General features: G+C 57.4%; 19 protein-coding genes and 1 pseudogene. 10 read left to right on the forward strand and 10 right to left on the reverse strand.

Features of this window, described 5'->3' with window-relative positions; translation table 11 throughout:
* The first annotated feature begins 62 nt into the window (after positions 1-62).
* Positions 63-869 carry a non-homologous end joining protein Ku gene (gene ku, locus FBZ99_RS25605; RefSeq protein WP_113352473.1) on the forward strand — a complete coding sequence of 269 codons (807 nt, stop codon included), beginning with the start codon at positions 63-65 and terminating at the stop codon, positions 867-869.
* 39 nt (positions 870-908) lie between these two features.
* On the opposite strand, the gene ligD is transcribed toward ku (FBZ99_RS25605), so the two are convergent.
* The 5 genes from ligD to FBZ99_RS25630 all read right to left on the reverse strand — a co-directional run bounded on the left by ligD (position 909) and on the right by FBZ99_RS25630 (position 6,004).
* Complete coding sequence (ligD, locus tag FBZ99_RS25610) at positions 909-3,509, reverse strand: DNA ligase D (protein ID WP_113352472.1); 2,601 nt, start codon at positions 3,507-3,509, stop codon at positions 909-911.
* Positions 3,510-3,511: 2 nt separating this feature from the next.
* Positions 3,512-4,399 carry a non-homologous end joining protein Ku gene (ku, locus tag FBZ99_RS25615; RefSeq protein WP_113352471.1) on the reverse strand — a complete coding sequence of 296 codons (888 nt, stop codon included), beginning with the start codon at positions 4,397-4,399 and terminating at the stop codon, positions 3,512-3,514.
* Positions 4,400-4,545: 146 nt separating this feature from the next.
* Entirely contained in the window at positions 4,546-5,073 is a 528-nt protein-coding gene (locus FBZ99_RS25620; RefSeq protein ID WP_113333622.1) for a DUF4142 domain-containing protein, read from the reverse strand.
* A gap of 170 nt (positions 5,074-5,243) precedes the next feature.
* Positions 5,244-5,405 carry a DUF1328 domain-containing protein gene (locus tag FBZ99_RS25625; protein WP_095437579.1) on the reverse strand — a complete coding sequence of 54 codons (162 nt, stop codon included), beginning with the start codon at positions 5,403-5,405 and terminating at the stop codon, positions 5,244-5,246.
* A 71-nt stretch (positions 5,406-5,476) separates the two neighbouring features.
* The gene (locus FBZ99_RS25630; protein WP_113352470.1) at positions 5,477-6,004 is read right to left on the reverse strand and encodes a hypothetical protein; all 528 of its coding nucleotides are present in this window, start codon (positions 6,002-6,004) and stop codon (positions 5,477-5,479) included.
* Between the two features lie 278 nt (positions 6,005-6,282).
* Between FBZ99_RS25630 and FBZ99_RS25635 the strand changes: the two genes are divergently transcribed.
* Positions 6,283-6,702 (forward strand): HD domain-containing protein, encoded by a 420-nt coding sequence (locus FBZ99_RS25635; protein ID WP_113352496.1) that lies wholly within the window; start codon positions 6,283-6,285, stop codon positions 6,700-6,702.
* 87 nt (positions 6,703-6,789) lie between these two features.
* Here FBZ99_RS25635 and FBZ99_RS25640 read toward each other — a convergent pair whose 3' ends face one another.
* Positions 6,790-7,077 (reverse strand): DUF3175 domain-containing protein, encoded by a 288-nt coding sequence (locus tag FBZ99_RS25640; RefSeq protein ID WP_113352469.1) that lies wholly within the window; start codon positions 7,075-7,077, stop codon positions 6,790-6,792.
* Positions 7,078-7,312: 235 nt separating this feature from the next.
* On the opposite strand from FBZ99_RS25640, the pseudogene treS reads away from it, so the two are divergent.
* Positions 7,313-8,959, forward strand: a pseudogene (gene treS, locus FBZ99_RS25645) (maltose alpha-D-glucosyltransferase); the annotation flags it as partial.
* 159 nt (positions 8,960-9,118) lie between these two features.
* Here treS and FBZ99_RS25650 read toward each other — a convergent pair.
* Entirely contained in the window at positions 9,119-10,444 is a 1,326-nt protein-coding gene (locus tag FBZ99_RS25650) for an NtaA/DmoA family FMN-dependent monooxygenase (protein WP_113352467.1), read from the reverse strand.
* A 940-nt stretch (positions 10,445-11,384) separates the two neighbouring features.
* On the opposite strand from FBZ99_RS25650, the gene FBZ99_RS25655 reads away from it, so the two are divergent.
* On the forward strand, positions 11,385-12,380 hold the full coding sequence (locus FBZ99_RS25655) for a GntR family transcriptional regulator (RefSeq protein ID WP_113352466.1): 996 nt from the start codon (positions 11,385-11,387) through the stop codon (positions 12,378-12,380).
* Positions 12,381-12,392: 12 nt separating this feature from the next.
* Here FBZ99_RS25655 and FBZ99_RS25660 read toward each other — a convergent pair whose 3' ends face one another.
* The 3 genes from FBZ99_RS25660 to FBZ99_RS25670 form a co-directional block, all read right to left on the reverse strand.
* Positions 12,393-13,922, reverse strand: a complete 1,530-nt coding sequence (locus FBZ99_RS25660; RefSeq protein ID WP_113352465.1) for a UxaA family hydrolase — start codon at positions 13,920-13,922, stop codon at positions 12,393-12,395.
* A 99-nt stretch (positions 13,923-14,021) separates the two neighbouring features.
* Complete coding sequence (locus FBZ99_RS25665) at positions 14,022-14,753, reverse strand: response regulator transcription factor (RefSeq protein ID WP_145635587.1); 732 nt, start codon at positions 14,751-14,753, stop codon at positions 14,022-14,024.
* A complete protein-coding gene (locus FBZ99_RS25670) occupies positions 14,750-15,988 on the reverse strand; it encodes a GAF domain-containing sensor histidine kinase (protein ID WP_113352463.1) in 1,239 nt (412 codons plus the stop codon). The genes FBZ99_RS25665 and FBZ99_RS25670 overlap by 4 nt, the downstream gene beginning before the upstream one ends.
* Positions 15,989-16,286: 298 nt before the next feature.
* Between FBZ99_RS25670 and FBZ99_RS25675 the strand changes: the two genes are divergently transcribed.
* The 6 genes from FBZ99_RS25675 (at position 16,287) to FBZ99_RS25700 (ending at position 23,947) form a co-directional block, all read left to right on the forward strand.
* Entirely contained in the window at positions 16,287-17,303 is a 1,017-nt protein-coding gene (locus tag FBZ99_RS25675) for an ABC transporter substrate-binding protein (RefSeq protein ID WP_113333623.1), read from the forward strand.
* Positions 17,304-17,383: 80 nt separating this feature from the next.
* Entirely contained in the window at positions 17,384-18,874 is a 1,491-nt protein-coding gene (locus FBZ99_RS25680; RefSeq protein ID WP_145635590.1) for an ATP-binding cassette domain-containing protein, read from the forward strand.
* Positions 18,871-19,815, forward strand: coding sequence for an ABC transporter permease (locus tag FBZ99_RS25685; protein WP_145635592.1), 945 nt, complete (start codon positions 18,871-18,873; stop codon positions 19,813-19,815). The genes FBZ99_RS25680 and FBZ99_RS25685 overlap by 4 nt, the downstream gene beginning before the upstream one ends.
* Positions 19,812-20,762, forward strand: coding sequence for an ABC transporter permease (locus FBZ99_RS25690; RefSeq protein ID WP_069615646.1), 951 nt, complete (start codon positions 19,812-19,814; stop codon positions 20,760-20,762). The genes FBZ99_RS25685 and FBZ99_RS25690 overlap by 4 nt, the downstream gene beginning before the upstream one ends.
* Positions 20,763-20,794: 32 nt before the next feature.
* A complete protein-coding gene (locus tag FBZ99_RS25695; RefSeq protein WP_113333612.1) occupies positions 20,795-21,715 on the forward strand; it encodes an SMP-30/gluconolactonase/LRE family protein in 921 nt (306 codons plus the stop codon).
* A gap of 354 nt (positions 21,716-22,069) precedes the next feature.
* On the forward strand, positions 22,070-23,947 hold the full coding sequence (locus tag FBZ99_RS25700) for a hypothetical protein (RefSeq protein WP_145635594.1): 1,878 nt from the start codon (positions 22,070-22,072) through the stop codon (positions 23,945-23,947).
* The last annotated feature ends 10 nt before the right edge of the window (positions 23,948-23,957 follow it).

Consider the following 23,957-nt stretch of genomic DNA (forward strand, 5'->3'; position numbering starts at 1 on the left):
GCATGGATGGTCGGGAACCATGCCTGCCGAAGACCGTTCCCCTTCCTGGTGGAGGAAAACTCATGGCGCCAAGATCATTCTGGAAAGGCTATCTCAAACTGTCGCTCGTGACATGTCCGGTCGCCATGGCTCCGGCGACCACCATTAACGAGAAGGTTCGCTTCCACACGCTGAACAGAAAGACGGGCAACCGCATCGTCAGCCAATATGTCGATTCCGTCACGGGCAAAGCGGTCGATGAAGACGATGAGGTCAAGGGATATGAGCGCGGCGAGGATGACTATGTCATGCTCGAGGACGAAGAGCTCGATGCCGTCGCTTTGGAAAGTACCAGAACGATCGATATCGAGATGTTCGTACCGCGCGACAGCATCGAATGGATCTGGTTCGATACGCCGCATTATCTGACGCCGAACGATGCTGTTGGGGAGGAGGCTTACTGCGTCATTCGTGATGCGATGGCCGCGAGCCGCATGGTCGGCATATCCCGGCTCGTCATGTATCGCCGTGAGCGTGCCGTCATGCTGGAAGCGCGAGACAAAGGGATCGTCCTGTGGACGTTGCGATTTGGCGATGAGGTCCGGGATGAAAGGGATTACTTCGAAGACATCCCTGCAAAATCGGTCGACACCAAACTGCTGAAGCTCGTGGGAGAGCTGATAGACGAGCGAACGAAATCATGGGACCCAGGCATGGTCTCCGATCCCGTCCAGGACAAGCTTCTCGATATCATCGCTGCCAAGAAGAAAGGTCGCAAGCGCCCGGCAAGGGCAAAGGCCGAAGAGGCACCCGCCGCGGGCAATGTCATCAGCATCATGGATGCGCTTCGAAAGGGCCTTTCACAGGAAAAGGGTGCAAAGAAAAGATAATCCGCATCGAGGGGGTTTCCGCCGGGAAGACGGAGCCTGTCATGAGCCGCGCTTGCGCTTCGCGTCGGGCAGATGCAATGGTTCTGCGGCTTTTCTGAACTCGGCCCAGGGATCCGAGCGAAGCGCGGCAAGCCGTGTCGGCACGTTGAGCACGGTGAAATAGTCGGGGCCGATGGCGGGGCTCAATTCCTCCCAGGACAAGGGCATGGAGACGGCGGCTCCCGGACGAGCGCGGGTCGAATAGGGCGCAACTGCAGTCGAGCCGCGTTGGTTTCGCAAATAGTCGACCAGGATCTTGCCCCGGCGTTTCGATTTGGTGATGGTGGAAACATAGCGGCCGGGGCTATCAGCGGCCATCGCGTCGGCGATGTCCTTGGTAAAGGCTTTCACGGCAGGCCATTCGGCTTTGGCGACCAGCGGGCAGACGATGTGCAGCCCTTTGCCGCCGGATGTCTTGACGAAGGGAACGAGACCCGCCCGTTTCAGCCGTTCGCCGGTCTCTTCCGCGGCGGCGATGATCTCTGTCCATGCGACATTCGGACCAGGATCGAGATCCATGATGATCATGTCAGGCTTTTCCCAATTGCCGACCATCGATCCCCAGGGATGGATCTCCAGGACAGCGGCCTGTACGAGGCCGATCAGGCCGCTCAGGTCGTTGATGTTCACATATGGCTCCTCACCTTGCGGATCCTTCGCCAATGCGATGTTCCGGTTCATGCCCTTCCAGGCGTGCTTCTGGAAGAAATGCTGGCCGCCGATCCCGTTCGGGCAGCGCACGAGCGCAAGCGGTCGGCCGACGACAAAAGGTCCCATGTAGTGCCAAACCTCCGTGTAGTAATCTGCAAGTCCGGCTTTTGTAACGCCCTCGTCCGGCCAATAGAGACGATCGCCATGGGTCAGGGAGATGCTGGTTCGCGACGGCCTTTCAGTCGAGGTCTTGGCGGCTGATTTCGGTGTTTCGCGAACGATGTCGAGTGGGTTCTTGTCTTCTCTTAAGCCACGGAAGGACGCATGACGCAGATGGCCGTCGGCCGTCCACGCACGGAATTCGACTTCCGCGACCAGTTCGGGCCGTATGAAGCGGACACCGCGATGTTCTTCTGCCGTCAGCCTGGATGCGAAAGGACTTTCCTCTGCCTTCAGGCGGGTAAGCCTTTTGAAGAGCTGCTCGGCGACTGTGTGTGTGTACCCGGTTCCGACGCGGCCGACATGCTGCAGCTTGCCATGCTCGTAGACGCCGAGAACCAGCGAGCCGATCGCGTTTCTCGATGTCGTCGAAGGCACCCAGCCGCCGATGACGAATTCCTGTCGTGACGAACATTTCGATTTGACCCAGCTCTTGCCGCGGCCGGAGCGATAGGAATCGCTGGCGATCTTGGAGACGATCCCTTCCAGGCTCAACCGGCAGGCATGGTTCAACAGCAGATCGCCATTCTCGTCAAAATGGCTGCTGAAGCGGAGGATCCCGGTTTCGGACGAAATGATCTTCTGCAGCAAGTCCTTGCGGCTGACCAAGGGGCAGGCAGTTAGATCATAGCCATCGAGGTAGATCAGATCGAATGCGTAGAAGACGAAACGGTCGCTGCGCCCTTCGCTGAGGTCGGCCTGCAGGGCGGAGAAGTCTGAGGCGCCGGCAGCCGGCTCGACGACCAGTTCGCCATCGATGATGGCTGTGCCGACGGGGAGATCCTTGAGGGCGCTGATGATCTCCTTGCCGAATTTCTGGGTCCAGTCGAGGCCGCTGCGCGTCAGCAGCTTGACGCGGCCTGCCTCGATGCGAACCTCCAGCCGATAGCCGTCGAATTTGATCTCGTGAAGCCAGCGCTTGCCCGTGGGAGGCTTGGATACCAGTGTCGCCAGGGCGGGTTCGACAAATGCCGGCAGGGCAGCCTTTCTGGCGTCCTTTAAAGCGGATGGCTCAATGGGCTTCGCATCGGCTTCCCGCTCGGGCGCAGCTTTGCTCGGCTTCTTTTTATTCTTGCCCTTGTCGTTGAAGCTCTCATCCTTGGCTCGGGCTATCCTGCGATCAATCTTGCCCGTTTTGGACGACCAGCCCGGCTTTTCGCCTGCAACCTCATCGATGACCCGTCCCGTCTTTGCCGATTCCGGCTGCTCTTCGAGGATATCGGGCGCACCCTCCGGGCGGGCCGCATCGTCCTCGCCTTTGATCAACAGCCAATTTTCCCGCTTCTCACGCGGCTTTCCGGCCATGCGGATCAGATGCCACCGGCCGCCGAGTTTTTTTCCGTGAAGCTCGAATTCGAGATGTCCTTTTGCCAGTCCCTTGTGGGGGTCGCCAAGCGGCGTCCACGTACCTTTGTCCCAGACGATGACGGTGCCACCGCCATATTCGCCCCTCGGAATCGTGCCTTCGAAGCCGCCATATTCCAGGGGATGATCTTCGGTCTGTACCGCGAGCCGCTTCTCGCCGGCCACCAGACTTGGCCCCCTGGTCACCGCCCAGCTCTTCAGCACGCCGTCCAATTCGAGGCGAAAATCATAGTGGAGCCGGCGCGCATCGTGCTTCTGGATGACGAAGCTGTTGCCGGCTGATGCAGCCTTGTTCCTGCTCGCACGGCCCTTTGGTTCCGATGTTCTGGTGAAATCGCGTTTGCGGTTATAGATCTCCAACGCCATGATCAGCTCGCCTTGCGTTGTGTCCGCGAGGAGGAGGCGGCACGCGATTTTGCTGCCTTGCGGGATGCCGCACGCGATTTCTTGGCGGAATGTTTGGCGCCTGTCTTGCCTTGGCCAGCCATGCCGGCGCTCTGGCGCAGAGCCTCCATAAGATCGGTAACCTTGGCGACTTTCGCCGGCTTGCGTTGCGGGATCTTTTTGCCTTCGATCTTGGCTTTTACCAATTCCGCGAGCGCGGCCTCATAGCGGTCGTCGAATTCACTGGCATCGAAACTGCCTTTCTTGGTGGCGATGATATGTCTCGCGAGATCGAGCATTTCGCCCTTGATCTTCATATCGGGCACATCCTCGAAGGCTTCCTGTGCCGAGCGAACCTCATAATCGAAATTCAATGTCGTAGCGATCAGCCCCGCGCCATGGGCGCGGATCATCATTGTCCGAAGGCGGCGAAACAGAACGGTGCGGGCAATGGCGGCAACCTGCTTCTTGCGCATCCCTTCGCGGATCAGCGCGAACGCCTCTGCGCTCGCCGGAGCGGAAGGGGCCAGATAATAGGGCCGGTCGAAATAGACATCATCGATTTCATCGCATGCCAGAAAGGCTTGTACATGCAGGACCTTATCGCTTTCCGGCACCGCCGCGGCGACTTCCTCGGGCTCAAGGATGACGTAATCGTCCTTGTTGAGTTCGTAACCCTTGACCTGATCCTCGCGCGGTACCGGCTTTCCGCTCGCACTATCGATGAATTCGCGCCTGACCCGGTTGCCGGTCGCCCGGTTCAGCGTGTGAAAGGAAATCCGTTCCGAGGTGGAAACTGCCGTATAGAGCGCGACCGGGCAGCTGACCTCCCCGAATTTGAGATATCCTTTCCATTGCGCACGCGGGCTCATGGGGATGCTCCATTTTCACGATGATATTCAACGATGCCGAAACGGCATTGTTCCGCAGTTTCGGATTTCGTCGCTGCGCTGACCGGCGTGCTTCCCGATATTGGATTGACGTCATGCGCGACGTTGCGAGCCTGGCGCCTCGGGACCTATTTTCCCAATTGCTTGGCCATCTGCAGATGATGTTCGAGCGTAGGTGTCGTATTTGCGGCCCATGCTTTCAAAGCAGCGCTGTCTCCCTTTTCGCCATATCGTTTGAAAAGATCGACGGCTTTGGCGTGAGCTGAACGTTGGTCGGAATCGTAGCGCTGAATGAATTCTCTTCCTTGCAGCTTTTGGAGCCTGGTCAGCATCTTTTTCTGATTGGACGTCATATCGCTGGGAAGCGTCGCCTTCGCCTTGCCGCTCGTTATCAGATCTTTCAACTGCATCGTCGTCTTCTGATGATCATCGACCATTTGCTGCGCAAAAGCCTTCGTCTGATCATCGCCCCGCTGCAGAGCAAGCTTACTGGCTTCGATTTCGAACATGTCGCTGCTCGCAGCTTCATTGACGAAATCCTGCGCCGCGGGTGCGGCGCCTACGAGCGAATTGACTCCGGTCTTTTCGGCAGCCGACTGGGCGAAGGCGCCGGTGGCAAGGAGCAGGATCCCTGCGGTAATGATTGAGCGCTTCATGACATTCTCCTTCCTTCGCTCTTCGAACTTGGAAAGGGTCGAAACGTTCCTGCCCATTTATCCTCACCGGATACCGAGGGCCAAAAATATCCGCGAAGGCAAGCTTCCTGTCAGGGCACAAGACCCGGCTTTCCCGGCCTCGACGATCGTATTCTCCTTCGCCTTTCTCCTCAGCGTCTCATCACATTCATGATCAGCGACACCACGAAGAAGATGAGGAAGATAAAGAACAGGACCTGTGCGATGGACGCAGATGCGCCTGCTATGCCACCGAAGCCGAGCGCGCCTGCAATCAAAGCTACGACGAGAAATATCAGTGCATAATAAAGCATTTCGCTCTCCATTGGTTGCTGCAAGGAGAACGGAATTGTGAGTGGTTTGTTCCTGTGGATGCTGGGAAGCGTCACGCTGCAGCGGTTGCCTGTCTCGACCAGGCCTGCTCGCCGCCGTTGCCAGGTGGCGGCGGCTCGGCGGCGTCCAGATACATCTTTGCCGGTGCCGTCAGCACAAACCAAAGGCTGGCGCCAAGCAGGAATGAGCTTGCGGCCTCATCACCGGCAGAGACACAAAAGGGGAAGATGACGGCGGTGAACAAAACGGTCAGGCGTACCGCCCATTCCGTTTCACGCTTGCGGGTGGCCGTCGCCGCGAGCGCCCGATAGGACCGCATGTCATAAATCCGTCCCACCCGTCCCAGGGCCAACAGCCGCAGTGACGGAAGCGAAAGCATCAAGAGCGTGCCGAGCCCGAAAACATAGATAGGGCCGTTTAAAAACAGGCCGCATGCCGACAGAAGGGCAAGTATGACGATGAGGTTCCACAAAGGGAAGAGCTTCTGCGGAGAATGGCCTGTCTGTCTGTGCCATAGCTGCATGACTGCCGATCCGCCGCGCAGCAGCGGTCGATCAATGTAACAATTGAGGAATTCCATGATGTGCCCTTCTAAACCCGGCGCAGACACACATCAGAAAAATCCGGCGTCAGCATGGCAGAATCGCAAATCCGATAGGCCAATCGAGCTTACTCGATGTTTTTCTATTGCGGAGGGAGGAACTATCCGCGGTCAAGGGGGTTCTCTGGCTGATCCGTCTTTCAGACGAGGCGGCGCCGATTATGTCGTCAATCGCGCGCCATCCAAACGGCTGCAAACATACGATTTCGCGACATATCCGCCAGCAAGCGATATCAACGACCCGGAAAGCTTTTACCGTGAAACATCTTGACCAAGCCATCCATATCGCGCTCGAGGCGCACGAAGGGCAGACGGACAAGACTGGACGGCCTTTCTTTGAGCATTGCCAACGCGTCGCACTGCTGGTTTCCGGTGACGAGGCCCGCACGGTCGCCTATCTTCATGATGTCGTCGAAAAGCGAAGAGGATGGACGCTCGATCGTCTGCAGGAAGAGGGCTTCCCGACAAGGATTCTATCTGCCGTCGATGCCTTAACGCGGCGGCCGGGCGAGCCGGACGAGCAATTCATCCATCGTGCGGCAGCGAATGTGCTGGCTTTGCCCGTCAAGCGGGCCGACCTTGAGGACAATCTTTGGCAAAGCGAGCAGATAGGCAAGGACGCCGCAAAATATCAGCGCGGCTTAGACACCCTGCTCGAAATGGCGAGCCGAAAGTAGGGGATGCCTCCTTCGATGCTTGAGGGGCGTGATCCAATCGAGGGGAGCGATCATGGTTCTGATGACTTTAGCTCTGAACCCAGCTCCTCAGGGATCGCGGCCAAAATCCTTGCGGAGTTCGGTTTTTGCCTTCTCCAGCGTTGCGCGCCGGGATTTCGAAAGCTGATCGCCCGCCCGATTGATATAGAAGTTCAACATCGACATGGCGGATCGAAACGGACTGGATTTGCGGCGGTCGCTGTTTTCGGCGGATTCTTTGAGTGAATCGGCAATTTTCTTGGCGCTGCGCTCGTTGAATACGCCTTTCTTCAGGTCCATGGCATCACTGGTCTCATTGACGTGCTGTGACCATTTCTTCGATTTACCTTTGGGCATTGCTGCACTCCTCGTTGAAATTCGCGGTGCCGTCAGCAACCCTGAAAGGCTGAGCTTGCCGGCGCTGGAATCCGAACAAGCGAGCTGCCGTCATGTTCCCCGTCACGGGGCCAACATTGGCTTCGGGCTCGTAGATTTCCCCCGGGCAATCTTGAAGAGACAACAGGCAGTATTAATTTTGTGGCCAGAACCTGTCGCGCCTGACCGAAACTATGGTTGCCGAGGGAGCTGCCGATTGAGCGAAACCGAACGCGAGCTTCGCTATGCATCCTGGCATAAGGATGCTGTCATCTACCAACTCCATGTGAAGTCGTTCTTCGACGCCAATGGAGATGGATTTGGCGATTTCGCCGGATTGACGCGCAAACTGGATTACCTGGCATCGTTAGGTGTCAACACGATCTGGCTTTTGCCGTTTTATCCATCTCCCCGCCGTGACGACGGCTATGACGTGCTCGATTATGAAAGCATCAGCCCGGAATTCGGCACGCTCGACGATTTCAGAAGGTTCGTGGAGGCGGCCCATGCCCGCAACATGCATGTCATTACGGAGCTGGTTCTCAACCATACCTCCGATCAGCATCCCTGGTTTCAGCGTGCCCGAAACGCGCCGGCCGGGTCTCCGGAACGGGATTTCTACGTCTGGTCGGAAACGGACGACAAGTTTGCGGAAACACGCATCATTTTCGTCGATAGCGAGAGATCCAATTGGACCTGGGACCCGGTTGCCAACGCCTATTTCTGGCATCGCTTCTACTCCCATCAGCCGGATCTGAACTATCACAATCCTGCCGTTATCGAAGCGGTTTTGGATATCATGCGCTTCTGGCTCGATCTTGGCGTGGACGGCTTTCGCCTCGATGCCGTTCCGTATCTTGTTGAGCGAGAAAACACCAATAACGAGAATCTTCCTGAAACGCACAGGCTGCTCAAGCACATCAGAAAGACGCTCGAGGCAAGCTACCCCGGCGTCATACTCCTTGCAGAAGCAAATCAATGGCCGGATCAGGCACGGGACTATTTCGGAACAGGGGACGAATGCCACATGGCCTTCCATTTCCCGCTGATGCCGCGAATATTCACCGCGGTTGCAATGGGAAATTCCCAGCCGATCATCACCATGGTGCAGCAGACCGATGGCATCCCTGAGGAATGCCAGTGGGCCATTTTCCTCAGAAACCATGACGAGCTGACTTTGGAAATGGTCACCGAGGCCGAGCGCAATTTTCTTTGGGACACCTATGCTTCCGACGAACGCGCCCGATTGAATCTCGGCATCCGGCGTCGCTTGTCGCCGCTCATGGATCAGGATCGGCGTCGCGTCGAGCTTCTCCACATGTTGTTGTTCTCTTTACCCGGTAGCCCTGTGCTTTACTATGGCGATGAGATTGGCATGGGCGACAATGTCGATTTGGGAGATAGAGATGGTGTTCGCACACCGATGCAATGGTCCAGCGGCAAAAATGCCGGATTTTCGGGCGGCGATCCAAAGACCCTCGCACTGCCGCTCATCGATAATCCCCGTTTCGGCTTCCAGGTGATCAATGTCGCCGCACAGGAGAAGGACCCGCATTCGCTTCTGAACTGGGTTCGTCGCATCCTAGCAATCCGATCGGCGCATCAAGCCTTCGCAAGGGGCGCGATTTGCTTTGTGAGCACGGAAAACCCGGCCGTCATCGCATATGTCAGAGAATATAAAGGCGAATGCGTTCTCTGCGTCGCGAATCTGTCAAACATCGCTCAGGCCGCCATGCTCGATTTACATCAATATTCGGGCAGTCGTCCCAGGGAGCTGTTTGGGAAGACGGCATTTCCGGCTGTGGGCAAGCATCGTTATCCGATCATGTTTCAGCCCTACGGTTACTTCTGGTTTCAGCTGAAGCCCTGAGGTGAGCCTTCCAGCCATCAAAACACGGTCGGCTCGCCCTTGTTTTCCTATTTGAGAAGGGCAGCTCTGGTTGCACGACGATCTTCGTGCCATTCGGCGGCAACAGGCTCAAAGCCTTACCGCAAGTTGTTGTGACCATTGGCCGGGAACGGATCAGGCGCGCCTGGCCGAGTTCAACGCGCCGTCCGTAACTACATAGGGCGGGAGCTCCAGATTCGAACGGAAATCGTCTCCGACATAATCGGTGTCGATAATCGACCGCCGCCGCAACTCGGGCAGCAGCCCGTTCACCAGCAGATCCTCCTGGTCCGGATTGCCGAAGCCGTGGAGCGAGAGAACATCGAGAATTCCGGCCCGAAAGCGTTCCTCGATCGCATCGACAAGCTGCTCCGGCGTGCCGGCGACCGACCAGTGCCCGGTTTCCTGCGCCTGAATGATGAGCTGCCGCAATGTCAGCCCTTCACGCGCATAGCGGCGGAAGATTTCCACGCGGCCGCGCCGTCGGTTGATGCTGGTGACCTCAGGCAGAAGTGCCTCCGGCAAAGGCTTGTCGAGCGGCAGTTCGGAAAGATCGAGATCGCCGCCGAGCATGTCCGCCAGTTTCAGGCGACCTTGTTCGTAGTCGATCCGCTCATGCTTCTCCTTCAGGCGTCTTGCGACATCCGCATCGGAATCGCCGATCACCGAATGGAAGGAATTCATGATGAAGGGGAGGCCCGCTGCGCGCCCGAAGCTTGTCGCGCGACGCCGCAGTTCCGTGACGAAAGCGATGGCATCCTCGAGCTTGGGCTGCGAGGTATAGACCACCTCGGCATATCGTGCGCCGACGGTGACACCGGCTTCCGACTGGCCCGCCTGGAACTGGACGGGGCGACCCTGCGGCAAAGGCGGCACGTTCAAGGGGCCGTCGACCTGGAAGTGCTTGCCGCGATAGTTGATCGGATGGAATTTTGCCGGATCGATACCGATCGCCCCGGACGCCTTGCGTTCGGCGGCATTACGTTCATTGGCATCATAAAGCGCATTGACGATTTCGATGAATTCAGCAGCCCGCTCATAGCGCTCCTCCGGGCTTGGCAATGTCTCGCCGAAATTCTCCTCGCCGACAGAGGAGGTCACGGCATTCCAGCCGGCGCGCCCGCCGCTTGCATGGTCGAGCGTGCCGATCTGGCGGGCCAGATTGTAGGGATAGTGAAAGGTGGTAGAGACGGTGGCGATCAGGCCAATGTGTGACGTCACCTGGCTCAAGGCGGCAAGCGCGATGATCGGCTCCTGGATGCCGGCGGTTCCGGCAAGTCCCGCCGGGTCGATATGGAGCAGGTCGGCCGTGAACAGCCCGGTGATCTTTTCCGCTTCCGCCTTGCGGGCGAGCTCGATGGCACGCTTGATGCCGGTGACGGGGCTTGTGTCGTTTCCGGCGGAAATGACGCTGCTTGCTCCGGTCAATGTCTTCAGGCGTCGGGGACGATTGTGGGTCATCGCGAATTTCCTTGATGTCGTCGGCAACGTCAATTGTTATAATCTATATTTTTAATCGATTATTAGATCGAGCAATGATGTTTTAATCGTCGGCTGCACGATAAAAGATCATGCCGTGCGACACCCTCCTGAAATTATACGTCCTGAGCCACCGAAGCATTGGGTGATCGAGAGATGGCAGGGTCGATCGGTGGGTTCCCGATGATCGGCAGCCTCTGGATAGGCTTCAGCTATCGGCAGGAGGCATTCCCTTGGCTGATATGTCGGCCATGGGAATTTTCGTCCTTCGGCAAGGACTGGGCATTGCATCTAGGGCTACGGAGGCGAGTGAGATGGATTTGCCTAAACATCCTGGCGATTATCGGAACCAAAAGCGCACGCCCGCGTAGATTTAGACGACGAGCCTTCGTTCGGTTCTGGCGAGGAGCGGAATGTCATGAACCGCTTCAATACCCAGGAAGGGTAATTTGCTTTCCCTCCACGGCGACACGCAGCGTAACTTCGAAAGGAGGACCTGATGTCGAATTATACACCTCTGGTCCTGTTTTTCATCTCTGCGGGGCTGCTAATATGCATGATCGGTATCGGCTTGGCGTCTCTTATTCAGTGAAAATACCCGGATGACGCCTCTGGATGAGCGAAAGCTGGTAATCGGAGCCGAAGAGGTTCGGGAGCAACTGAACGATTGAAGCCGGATGCCAGGATATGCCGGGCGCCACTTGCTTTCAGGCGATTTTCAGGCCCGATCAGCGACATTGGATTTTCGTGGAAGTATCGAAAGCGTGGTATGGATATTTACGTCAGTGGTTCTAAGCAGGGTGAGGAAGGCAATCGAATTTTTCCGTCAGATTTCGGAGCCGCTTTGGAATCGTTGCTCTTCTATAGTTAGCGAGATGCTCTCCATAGAAGTTACAGACTCGGACGCGAAATATGGGACGACATGGGCATATCACGGCTAGGGAACGGCGGTTCGCGCAAAACCAGTCTCTATGAGGAGCTCTTCGGGCGGCTGAAGGCCGAGATTCTCGATGGGACGGTGCCCGAGGGCGCAGTGTTGACCGAGGCCGCTCTTGCGGGCTTGATAGACAGCAGCCGAGCGCCGGTACGTCAGGCACTCCAGCTCCTCTTCGAGGATGGATTGATCACACGGTTTGATGGCCGCGGTTTTATTGTCGGCAAGACAGGGACTCTTCCGAGGCGGATCAAACTTGCGGACTATCTCGGCAAAATGTTCGACGGGGATGACGACAGGCCGATATTCGCCTGGCAGGCGCTCTATGAAGATGTCGAGAGCATCGTCGTCTATCGCTCCTTTTTCGGCCGCTATCGCATCAATGAAAACGAGCTCGCACGGCATTTCGGCGTTGGGCGTGGGGTAGCACGCGACGTACTGCTGAAGCTCGAAACGCTCGGCATCACCGAAAAGGACGATAATTTCCGCTGGTCGATCGTACCGCTCGACAGCCAGCGCATTCGCGACCTCTACGAGGTGCGCGAGCAAATCGAGCCGGCGACCCTTGCAAGTGCCCTGGGCGGGCTTTCGAACGAACATGTCGACACAATGCTTTCAAGGCTGGCGCTGGCGCTTGCAGATTATCCCGATGTATCGGCCTCGACCATGTATGAGCTTGAGCTGGACCTTCATCTGCGCAGCCTGCAGGCTTGCCCGAACAAGGAGTTCCTGAGCATCCTGAAGCGGACTCACTGCATCCTGACCCTCAGCAAGCACATCGTCGGCAGCCGCATCAAGAGGCCGGAATACGAGCCCTTCCTCTCCGAGCATATCGGTGTCTTCAAGATGGTGCAAAAGCGCGATGAGGAAGGGCTGAAGAAAGCGATGCGTGATCACATCAGCAATTCTCAGCCCAACGTACAGGCGCGTGCCGCCTATATCCGCGAGCACTATCAACCGGACGAATACAGTTTCATCCTCTAATACGGAACGGCATCAGGTGATGGCGCCGACCTGCCAGGGAACGAATTCATTATCGCCATAGTCGAAGGTCTCGCTGAGCGTCTTCTTTCCGGAGGCGACAGCGATGATTTCTTCGAAGATCCGTTCGCCGGCCGCCTCGATCGTATCGTCGCCGCTGACGATGTCGCCACAATTGATGTCCATATCCTCGCGCATATGGTTGTACATCTCGGTATTGGTGGCGATCTTGACGCAGGGCGCCGGCTTGAAGCCGGAGACGGAGCCTCGGCCCGTCGTGAAGCAGATTACATTGCAGCCGCCGGCAACCTGGCCGGTGACGGCGACGGGATCATAGCCGGGCGTGTCCATGAAGACGAAACCGGGTTCATCGACGATCTCCGAATATTCGTAGACGGCCTTCAGCGGCATCGAGCCGCCCTTGGCGACGGCTCCGAGCGACTTCTCGAGGATGGTCGTCAACCCGCCGAGCTTGTTTCCATAGGAAGGGTTGTTGTTGAGTTCCGCACCGTTGCGGCGGGTATAGTCGCGCCACCAGTCGATCCGGGAGAGTAGCTTTTCTGCGACGGCGGGCGTAACCGCTCTGCGTGTCAGCAGATGTTCCGCGCCGTAGATCTCCGGCGTTTCCGCCAGAACCGAGGTGCCGCCATTGCGCACGAGAAGATCGGAGGCATAGCCGAGCGCCGGGTTGGCCGATATTCCGGAATAGCCATCGGAGCCGCCACATTCCAGGGCCAATTTGATCCCCGAAAGCGGCTGGACGGTGCGCTTGGCTGAGTTCACCTCGGGCAACATGTCTTTGATCATTTCGGAAGCGGCCGCGATTGTCTTGCGGGTACCGCCGAGATCCTGGATCGTCATGGTGCGCAGGCGGTTTCCTTCCTCAAGCTTGTAATGCTCCAGGATGGGTGCGATCTGATTGGTTTCGCAGCCAAGGCCGATCATCAGGATGCCGCCGAAATTCGGGTGCCGCGCATAGCCCTGAAGAGTGCGGGCCAGATAGCGGTAGCCCTCCGACTGAGTGTTGATGGCGCAGCCGCCGCCGTGGGTCAGCGCCACGACACCATCGACATTGTCGAAGCCCTCAAGCCCGCCGGTGCGATTGAAATGTTCGGCAATATATTTCGAGACGGTTGCCGAGCAATTGACCGTCGTGATGATGCCGATGAAATTGCGCGTGCCGACGCCGCCGGCGCCGCGGTCGAAGCCCATGAAGGTCCGACAGTCCTCTTGCGGCAACATGCCCGTCTCTTCGATATCGACGCTGAACTGGTAGGGATGGTCGGATTCGATCACGGCCAGGTTCTGTAGATGGACGTGGCCGCCGGACGGAATGAACTGTGTCGCGACGCCGATCGGCTGACCGAATTTGCGGATCTCCTGGCCGACCTGGATATCGCGGACTGCCACCTTGTGACCGCGCGGGATCTGGTCTGCCGCGATCAAGCCGTCGATGCCGGTCGGGCTGCCGGCGCGGATCATCGCGCGAGCGACCGCGACATCGTCGATGGGGTTCAGCAGGATGACAGGCGAAACGGCGGACATAGGAAGTTCCATATGGTTGGATTAATGTCTATTGCTAGCAATAGACAATTATTCGAGGGAAGACGTCAAGCACGATCGACTTTAGTTCAGGGCTTGCTTTCAGTTGCGTGGTTGGCGCGCCAGCCAGGCGGAAAGATCGGCTTCCGCACGTTCGAGCGCGCTGTGATTGAGAGGTTTCCTTAAGAACGCCACGGCAACCGCGCGCGCTCTCAGATTGAAACGACCATCATCATCCTGACCGCCAAGCGGCTGATAGACGCCGAGTTTCACATAGAGCTGCTGCAATCGGTTCTGAACGCTGCGGACCGAAAGATTGCGCCGCTGGGCAATCGCGCGATCGGTCAACCCAAGAGCGATATCGATCAGGATCTCGTATTCGGCCTCGGTGAAACCGTTGACGTTGCCGAGGCTCTTTTGCTGCATGCCGCGCACCTCACGGTCGATAACGCACTGGCTTTCGATGAAGATGCTGCGAAGCGCCAGCTTCAGGCGGTCGTCCGAGGCGGATTTCAGAACATATCCGTAGACGGCGCCGGCAGGCACGATGCGCGAAACGCCGCGAACATAGGCCTCGTCTGAATAGTTTGACCAGAAAAGGATGCGTGTCTCCGGTCGCTCCTTCCAGATCGTGCGGGCCGCTTCGATGCCGTTGCGCTGGCTCATCTGCAGATCCATGACGATATGAGACGACCTCAAATCCCGCGCCAGCCGTTCGCCCGTATTGCCATTTTCTGCCTCCAGCACGCCATCGCATTCGGGAAGTGCGGCGCGGATCGCTTCATTGAGATAGGAGCGATGGAGCGGATCGTCTTCGATGATCAGAACCTTCATGCGGCGGCTCCTCCGACCGTCTGCGCCTTGGCAGGCAGGTTGACACTGACGATCGTTCCACCGGAGGCTGCTGCGGCCTTAATTGCGAAGCGGGCTGAAATCAGGCGCGCTCGGGTCCGCATATTTTCGATACCGCCGCCCGATAATCTGCGGGTATTTCCAAGTCCGACACCGTCATCCACGACATCAATGGTGACCGCACCCTCGGGTGCTTTCAGATGAACCGCAATGTTGCCGGCCTGGGCATGGCGAATGGCGTTGTTGATGGCCTCCTGCGCAATGCGGAATAGGGCAATGGACACCGATTGTTCAAGGCAATCGATCGCGCCGCCGGTCTCGTCGTTCAGTGTCCAGGTCAAAGTCGCGCCGCTCTCCTGGATCGATCGTTCGAGATGGTTCTCGATCGCCTGCGCGAAACCGAACAGTTGAAGGACGGAGGGCTTGGCCTCCTCGATGATCTGGCGAAGATCGTGCATGCTGTGCTGCAGCCCGCGAAAGAGCGGCTCAAGTGCTTCGCCGGTGACATCGGGCTGTCGCGCGAGCCGCTCCAGCCGTCTTGAGAGACGGGTCAGGTCGGCCAGAATCTGGTCGTGGAGGTCCATGCCGATGCGCTGCCGCTCGGCTTCCAGGGCCTCAGTCAATTTCAGGGCGCCGAGGCGCAGACCCTCTTCGCGGGCACGAGCTTCGGCTTCCACGATTGCCGAGCGTTTCGCTTGGTCGGCGGCGCGGATTGCAAAGAAATGGGGTGCCAGCAGATCGGCAATGACGCGGGCACTTTCGATATCTCGCATGGTGTAGAAGCCGGTCTGGTGGCTCGAGCAGGAAAGCGCACCGATGACATGCCCCTGGACTTTCAGAGGCACGTGCAGACGGCTATGCAGCGATTGATGAAAGATCGGATGTGAAAACGCGCCCTGGAAATGGAATTGGGGATCATTCCAGGCGTCGTCGGTCAAGAGGTAGTCCGTCTCGCCCCATAGAAGCGTGCGGATGGGGCTATTGCTCACGGGTGCGGGAAAACGGCGACCCCAATCCGTTTCCAAGCCGCTCTCGTAGGCGGTATGAAATTGCTCGTCCATCAGGATGATGCAGACATCCAGATGGTCATGCGGGATGACGTGGCTGATCTCGGCGGCGACCGCCTGGATGACCGAGTGAAAGTCGAGCTGGCCGGCGAGAAGCCTCGATATGTTGAGATAATGGTCGAAGACCGATTGCGGCGCCAGATCGCGCAAGATACGCCCTCCCAGGCAATGCGCCGACCTATGCTCCTCCGGTCGCTCGCAGCATGCAAATTTCCGGCACTATTAAGCGCCGATCCGAGAGATCCGTCTTGCGGATTTGCGCATCTTTTCTGCGGGATCCCGCAAGGTCCCGCCCTTTAAGCGCCTGTACAAGCGTCACAATCTCGGACATCCTGTTTCTACTGACAGGGTAACCTTCAGTGCAAATATTATTTTCGATCGTTCGTTGAGGAGCGCGCTCGAAAATCTTGGCCTGGAAGATGAAGTACAGGCGCTTTGGGAGGAAAAAATGAATATTGCCAAGATGCTTATGGCGTCCGCCGTCATCGCTTGCGTTGCCGCGCCGGGAGCTGCCTTTGCCGATACGTCATCCAAGAAAATTGCATTATCGAACAATTATGCCGGCAATTCCTGGCGTCAGGCCATGTTGACCAGCTGGCAGAAGGTTACGGGCGAAGCGGTCAAGGCCGGTGTCGTCGCCGCGGCCGACCCGTTCACGACGGCTGAAAACCAGGCGACCGAACAGGCCGCCCAGATCCAGAACATGATCCTGCAGGGTTATGATGCGATCGTCATCGATGCTGCCTCGCCGACGGCGCTGAACGGCGCGATCAAGGAAGCCTGCGATGCCAAGATCGTCGTCGTTTCCTTCGATGGCATCGTCACCGAACCCTGCGCGTGGCGCATCGCAGTCGATTTCAAGGGCATGGGTGCCAGCCAGATCGAATATCTCGCCAAGAAGATGCCGAAGGGCGGCAATGTGCTCGAAATCCGCGGGCTTGCAGGCGTTTCCGTCGATGATGAGATCTCGGCCGGCATCCATGAAGCTGCCGCCAAATACCCGCAGTTCAAGATCGTCGGTTCGGTTCATGGCGATTGGGCTCAGGATGTCGCCCAGCGAGCGGTTGCCGGCATTCTGCCCAGCCTTCCCGATATTGCCGCGGTCGTGACCCAGGGCGGCGACGGCTACGGTGCCGCTCAGGCCTTTGCCGCCGCCAAGCGTCCGATGCCAACCATCGTCATGGGCAACCGCCAGGACGAGCTTGCCTGGTGGAAGAAGGAGAAGGATGCCAGTGGCTACGAGACCATGTCGGTCTCGATCGCGCCAGGCGTCTCCACGCTGGCCTTCTGGGTTGCCCAGCAGATTCTCGACGGTCAAGAGGTGAAGAAGGATCTGGTCGTACCATTCCTGCGCATCGATCAGGACAATCTCGAAACCAACCTTGCCAACACGCAGGCAGGCGGTGTTGCGAACGTCGAGTATACGCTCGACGACGCCAAGAAAGTCATCGCGGCGGCGAAGTAACCGATATCTGCGAACCGTAGAGACGGGCGCCGCCGATAAAAGGTGGCGCCTGCTGATGCAACGCCCGATCCGGACGATCCATGATTGCAGCGAAAGACAATGTTTTGAAGAGACAGGATGCCGGCCCGCAGGCCGTCGTCTCTGCTCATGGCATCAAGGTGCATTTCGGTGCTGTGAAGGCGCTCGATGGCGCCGACCTGACGGTTCATGCCGGCGAGTGCATCGGGCTCGTCGGTCATAATGGCGCTGGCAAGTCGACGATCGTCAACGTCATCAACGGCGGTCTCAGCCCACACGAGGGCAGTGTCACCTATGAGGGAGACGACAGCGTGCACGGCATCAACGCAGCGCGCGCTCACGGAATACGTTGCGTTTTTCAGGAATTGTCACTTGCGCCCAATCTCACCGTCGTCGAGAACATGCGGGTGGTCCATCGCGGCCTTGCCGGCTGGAATTGGCGGCGACAGGCGGCGGCAATCGTTCGCGCCAAGCTCGACGAGATTTTCGCTGGCCACAGGATCGACGTCATGCGGACCGTCGGCGAACTCTCGATCGCCGAGCGGCAGATGGTGGAGATCGCGATCACCTTTTGTGCGGTCGGTGAAACGCCGAAGCTGGTCATCCTGGATGAACCGACCTCATCGCTCGACGCCGGGCTTGCCGCTCAGCTGATGGCCTATGTGCGCAGTTTTGTGCAGGCCGGCGGAGCGGTCATGCTGATCTCGCATATTCTCGGTGAGATCCTTTCGACCGCAAGCCGAATTCTGGTCATGAAGGACGGTCGCGTCGTTGCCGATCGCATTGCTCAGGATTTCACCGTCCACAGCCTGGTCCAGGCGATGGGCAGTGTCGTCAAGGAACAGGATTGCAGGGGCAGGAGCGGAGGGAACATCGCATCGTCTCCTCTGCTTGCGCTGTCGGCGCGAGGGGGAAGGGGCCTTGGCTTCAACGCCCGCCGGGGCGAAGTGATAGGGCTTGCCGGGCTCGCCGGCCATGGCCAGACCGACATGTTGCTCGATCTCCATCGCTCGCTTTCTCACAACTGGCTGCCGGGCAGGCAAGACAATATCGCTTTTGTTGCCGGCGACCGCAGCTTGAACGGCACGTTTCCGCTTTGGAGCATACTGAAAAACCTCAGCATTGCCTCGCTCAGCGATTTATCGCGTCTGTCGGTCGTTGATCGCGGCCGCGAGGATCGTCTCGGTGCAGACTGGAAGGGTCGCATCGAAATCCGGACGCCGACGATGGCAAACGGCATTTTGTCCTTGTCGGGCGGCAATCAGCAGAAGGTTCTGTTTGCTCGCGCTCTGGCCACGACTGCGCCGATCGTGCTGATGGACGATCCCATGCGCGGTGTCGATATTGGTACCAAGCAGGAGGTCTACAGGATCTTGAGCGACGAGGCTTCGTCCGGTCGGACGTTCATCTGGTATTCGACCGAGATGGACGAGATTCGCCTCTGCGATCGCGCCTACGTCTTTCGCGACGGCGCCATCGTGTCGGAGCTGATTGGAGAGGACATCACGGAGGAAAATGTGTTGGCGGCTTCCTTTGCCGGGGAGGGCGCATGAGCCGCCCGTCATCTGCTACCCTGCGCCTGCTCATTCCGGCGCTGTCGCTTGCCGTCCTGCTCGCCGCGGTCTTTTATCTGCAGCCACGCGCCATGAGCTATATCGGCCTCAATCTGCTCTTCAATCTCGCCGTGCCGATTGCGCTGGCCACGATCGCGCAGATGATGATCATGGCGGTCAACGATCTCGATTTGTCGATGGGCACCTTCGTCAGCTTCACGGCCTGCGTGGCGGCGACCTATCTGCAATCTGCCCCGCTCATCGGTATCCTCATTCTGACGGCCGCAATTGCCGTCTATGCCGCGATCGGCATCGTCATCTATATCAGGGATCTGCCATCGATCGTCGTGACGCTCGGCATGAGCTTCGTCTGGGGTGGCCTAGCAGTTCTGCTGCTGCCGGCACCGGGCGGCACCGCGCCCGATTGGGCGCGCTGGCTGATGACTTCGAAGCCGCCGTTCATCCCGATTGCGATCATAGCCAGCATCGTCATCGCGCTGCTTGCCCATCTGATCGTCATGCGCTCTTCCTTTGGAGTATTGATCCGCGGTGTGGGCGGTAATCAGCGGTCGCTGCAGCGGGCTGGCTGGTCCGTTGTTGGTCTGCGTGCCGCCGCCTATGCGCTGGCGGGCTTCTTCGCCGTATTGGCCGGCATTGCCCTGGTTGGGCTTACCACCTCGGCTGATGCGAATATCGCGCTGCGCTATACCTTGCTGTCGATCGCAGGCGTCATCCTCGGCGGCGGGGAGTTTACCGGCGGCCGCGTCTCGCCTATGGGCGCCGTCATCGGCGCCCTGACATTGACCCTGGCGGGCTCCTTCCTGTCGTTTCTGCGGATATCGCCCGACTGGCAGATCGGTGCGCAGGGCGCGATCCTGATCATCGTGCTTGCCCTCAGGCTCTTGCTCAATCGCGTCGAAAAGCGGGAGAAACAATCATGATCGCGCTTGCCACGCTCGGCCGTAAACCCTGGATTTGGTCCTTCATCGCCGCAATCGCGGTGTGGATCATCACCGTTCTCTTCACCGGCGGCGCGAGTTCCATCGGCCTGTCGCAGGCGGCACTCACCTTTGCGGCATTCTCTGTCATCGTCGGCATCGGCCAGATGTTCGTCATCACGCTCGGGCCAGGAAACATCGATCTCTCCGTGCCGGCGACCATGACGCTTGCTGGCACCATCGCGCTGAAACTCATGAATGTCGAGGACAGTATGATCGTGCCGGGTTTGCTGGTGTCGGTCGTCATCGGCCTCGGCATCGGTCTCGGCAATTACGCCCTGATCAAGCTCTTGCGCATTCCGCCGATCATCGCGACGCTCTCCATGAGCTTCATCATTCAGTCGACCGCCATCTGGAGCAATCGCGGCCTTCGCATCAAGCCGCCCGAATATCTGGCCGAGTTCACGACATCGGGGGTATTCGGCATACCAAATGTCGCCATTGTCGCCTTGTTGCTCTCGGCGCTTGCCTGGATTCTTCTGGAAAAGACGATCTATGGCCGCTGGATCTCGGCGATCGGTCAAAGCATGTTTGCGGCGCGCATGGCAGGCATCCCCGTCGACGGAACGCGGCTTGCGACCTATGTGCTCTGCGCCATCCTCGCCTCGATCTGCGGCTATCTGCTGGCGAGCTTCTCCGGCGGCGCGGCCCTTAACATGGGCGCGGAATATCTGTTGATGTCGATCGCCGTCGTCATCATCGGCGGGACGGCGGTTGCCGGCGGCGATTCCAACGTGCCGGGCATCTGGGGCGCCTCGCTGTTCATGTTTCTGGTCGTCTCGATGCTGAACACCTATGGCTTCGGCGCAGGCCCGAGGCTCGTTCTCACCGGCCTGATCATTATTGCCGTCATTCTCGTGGCTGGCGGCCGTCCGATTGGCGGGCGCTGAATTCTCTCCCAAAAGACCCCAGGAAAACTGTGATGTCCAACGACGCTCCTTCCATTTACGAAATCTACGACACGCGCTTCCGCCATCTGATTGTCCCGAGCGCCGGCCTGGAGGAGCTTTATTCCGATTGCCGCTGGGCGGAGGGGCCGGTCTGGTTTGCTGATGCCGGATGCCTGATCTGGAGCGACATTCCCAACGAGCGCATGCTGCGCTGGGTGCCGGGCGGCAATGTCTCGATCTTTCGCTCACCCTCGAATTTCGCCAACGGCAATACGCGCGATCGCCAAGGGCGGTTGATATCCTGCGAACATGGCGGCCGCCGTGTGACGCGCACGGAGATCGACGGCTCGATTACCGTGCTTGCCGACAGCTATAAGGGCAAGCGCTTGAACTCGCCTAACGACGTGATCGTCCGCTCAGACGGAACGGTCTGGTTTACCGACCCGACCTACGGCATTCTCTCGAATTACGAGGGTTATAAGGCGGAGCCGGAGCAGCCGACCCGCAATGTCTACCGCCTCGATCCGTCGACAGGGGAATTGGATGTCGTGGCGGATGATTTCCGCCAGCCGAATGGCTTGGCTTTTTCACCGGACGAGACGAAACTGTATGTTGCCGACTCCGCCGCAAGCCACGACATCAGCGCCCCCCGCCACATTCGCGTCTTCGATGTCGTGGACGGTAAGAGACTCGCAAACGGCCAAGTCTTCTGCAACATCGACACAGGTATTCCGGACGGATTCCGTGCCGACATCGACGGCAACATCTGGACCAGCGCTGGCGACGGCGTTCATTGTTTTGCAGCTGATGGGACTTTGATTGGCAAGATTAAGATACCACAGACGGTCGCTAATCTTACATTTGGTGGTCCGAAGCGGAACCAGCTTTTTGTTGCGGCAACGCGGTCGCTTTATCGGGTCTTTACTACTGCAACTGGGGCGCAGATGCCTTGAAACTCTAACTCCTGGTGCCTTGTGTTACGCCGGCGCCTTGCGCAAGGTGGAGGACTATTGTCACTGTTTGATGCTGCACAATGGATTGAGGGCAGGCAAAGATGTCCAAGGAACCGGCTCTCTCAGTGCATGATCAACGGTTCTTGACCATGTAGTGCAGGCGGCTTTAGATGCCTGGCTTGGCAGAAAGCGGTTGCTACTATTGGATACCAGGGGCGCGTCTTGCCGAAATAACTAAACTTCGGAACAGATCGCGCAGCTTAAGGTTCCGCTCACCTGTTTGCCTGTGCATATTCTAAAGCTTGAACGGTTCTATTAAAATAATTAATGATGGGCTGATTTCCGGCCAAGCAGATGGATAAAAGTATGTGGGCTTCTAAAACGGACTATGCCAAACTTTACTCGCCTGAGTACTTTGGAAAGTCCTCCGGGAGTGCCAGCTACAATGGCAGCGATTTTGAACGCGTTTTTTTCAATCTCTGCAAGGCCAATAATATTGATTCATTGGTCGATGTTGGCTCTGGAAGTGGAAAGCTTAAGCAGTCGGCCGTATCAGCAGGGATGACGGTCTTCTCATGTGATTTTGATCCCGTAGATAAAGATGCTTTTCATTTTGATCTCTCGCTTGAAGATGCAGAAGCCGCAGCCACACTATATAATCAAATAGGCGATCGGGTTGGTTCAGCAGAGTATATTACTACATGTCTCGACGTTTTGGAGCATATTGACATCGAGGATGTCAGTAACGCTCTCTGGAACCTGCACACGATAATAGGAAACCTGGCTGTCGTATCCGTGTCCACACGACCAAGCAGCCGCGGAAATAAGTATCACTCGACAGTTTTGCCTTTATCAACGTGGAAATATTTATTCGAGCTTTCGGGGTTTGAGATTGTCGATCCGCATTTTTGTTCCGAAGGTCGCAGAATTCTGCCGCCCACTAGCAATGATCCGCTGCTAGGACTTGTCTCTCATTGGGCCCAGGCTGATATTTTCAAGGATCGGCTTGATGGTGAGCCGACCTATCTTCTATTGCGGAAAGCAAAGCGACCAACCGACAAAGAAAGCCGCCTGATAAAAATAGACGCAGTGCTCGATATTGCCTATAGAAAGGAAAAACGACTTGCTTTTCATGAGCGACGTTTACAAGCTATTGCTTTAAATATCGGTCATTTTCAGGACTTTCTAACTCTTCGTCCTCTGTTAGACATTATTCCAAGGGGGCAGTGCTCCGCGCTAATTCGGGGCGACGAGCTTCAATCCGACGAAATGTCAATGATCGTGGGCCACTTCGAGCGCAATGGGATTCCGATAATAATCTATCGGACAGTTGCCGAGATCGATTGGCGAGGACTGTCCGTCCGCACCCTTGTTTCCGGCTCCGAATCAACGGCGGCAGTCAGTCATGCATTAAACGCGCAGGTTATCGAAGCTGCAAAGTTGTGGGGCGTCAAAACGGTGTTGCTACAGCATGGGATATGGATTGAACCCATGCAAGATCGCGAAATCAATTTTGCCTCCGACACTATTTTAGCATGGGGCGCGGAACATGAGCGGTTTAGCAGCGGTAAGCATTCTGCAGCCGGGATTTCCAGATCTTATAGCGCGTTGAACAATGGTCGCTTTAAAGCGGCAGGCTCGCCAAAATTTCATGACTCGTTGCTGCAAACGAACTCGGATGTCCTCCGATGGCGGTTGGGTATCGATATATCAAACTACAGCGAACACGTCCTTCTAGGAACGAACTTGAAATGGGCGCAACATCATGATGAGAGGTTGCATATATTAGCGGGCATACGCCGGATGATTCAAAGCAATCCGGAAAAGTTATTCATCGTAAAACCTCATCCGTCTGAACGGCATTCTGAATATGCTGAATTGAGAGCAGATAACACACTTGTACTGGACGACATCCTACTGGGCTGTCTCGATTTATCGGTGTCGAGGCTGTTGGGCGGAATCGCAACAGTTGTGTCTTCTCTTTCGACCTTGTTGCTTGACGGTGCTGTGTTGGGTCGCCGTTGCATCCAGTACGATACCGGAAACAGGCTTCACTATGAATTATGCAAGCCGATTTCCGTTAACGATCTGCATCTTGCGATAAAGAATCCTCTCGCAGCTTCGTTGAGCAGCAAAGATTTTGCATCATACTATAACGATGCGGGCAACGATCATTTTTACGAAGTATTTGCTGAAGTTGTTGGCGACCAATCCTCCAGTGGCCACAGTTGAGGCGACGACC

This window comes from Rhizobium sp. ERR 1071, from assembly GCF_007828675.1.
Lineage (GTDB): Bacteria > Pseudomonadota > Alphaproteobacteria > Rhizobiales > Rhizobiaceae > Rhizobium > Rhizobium dioscoreae.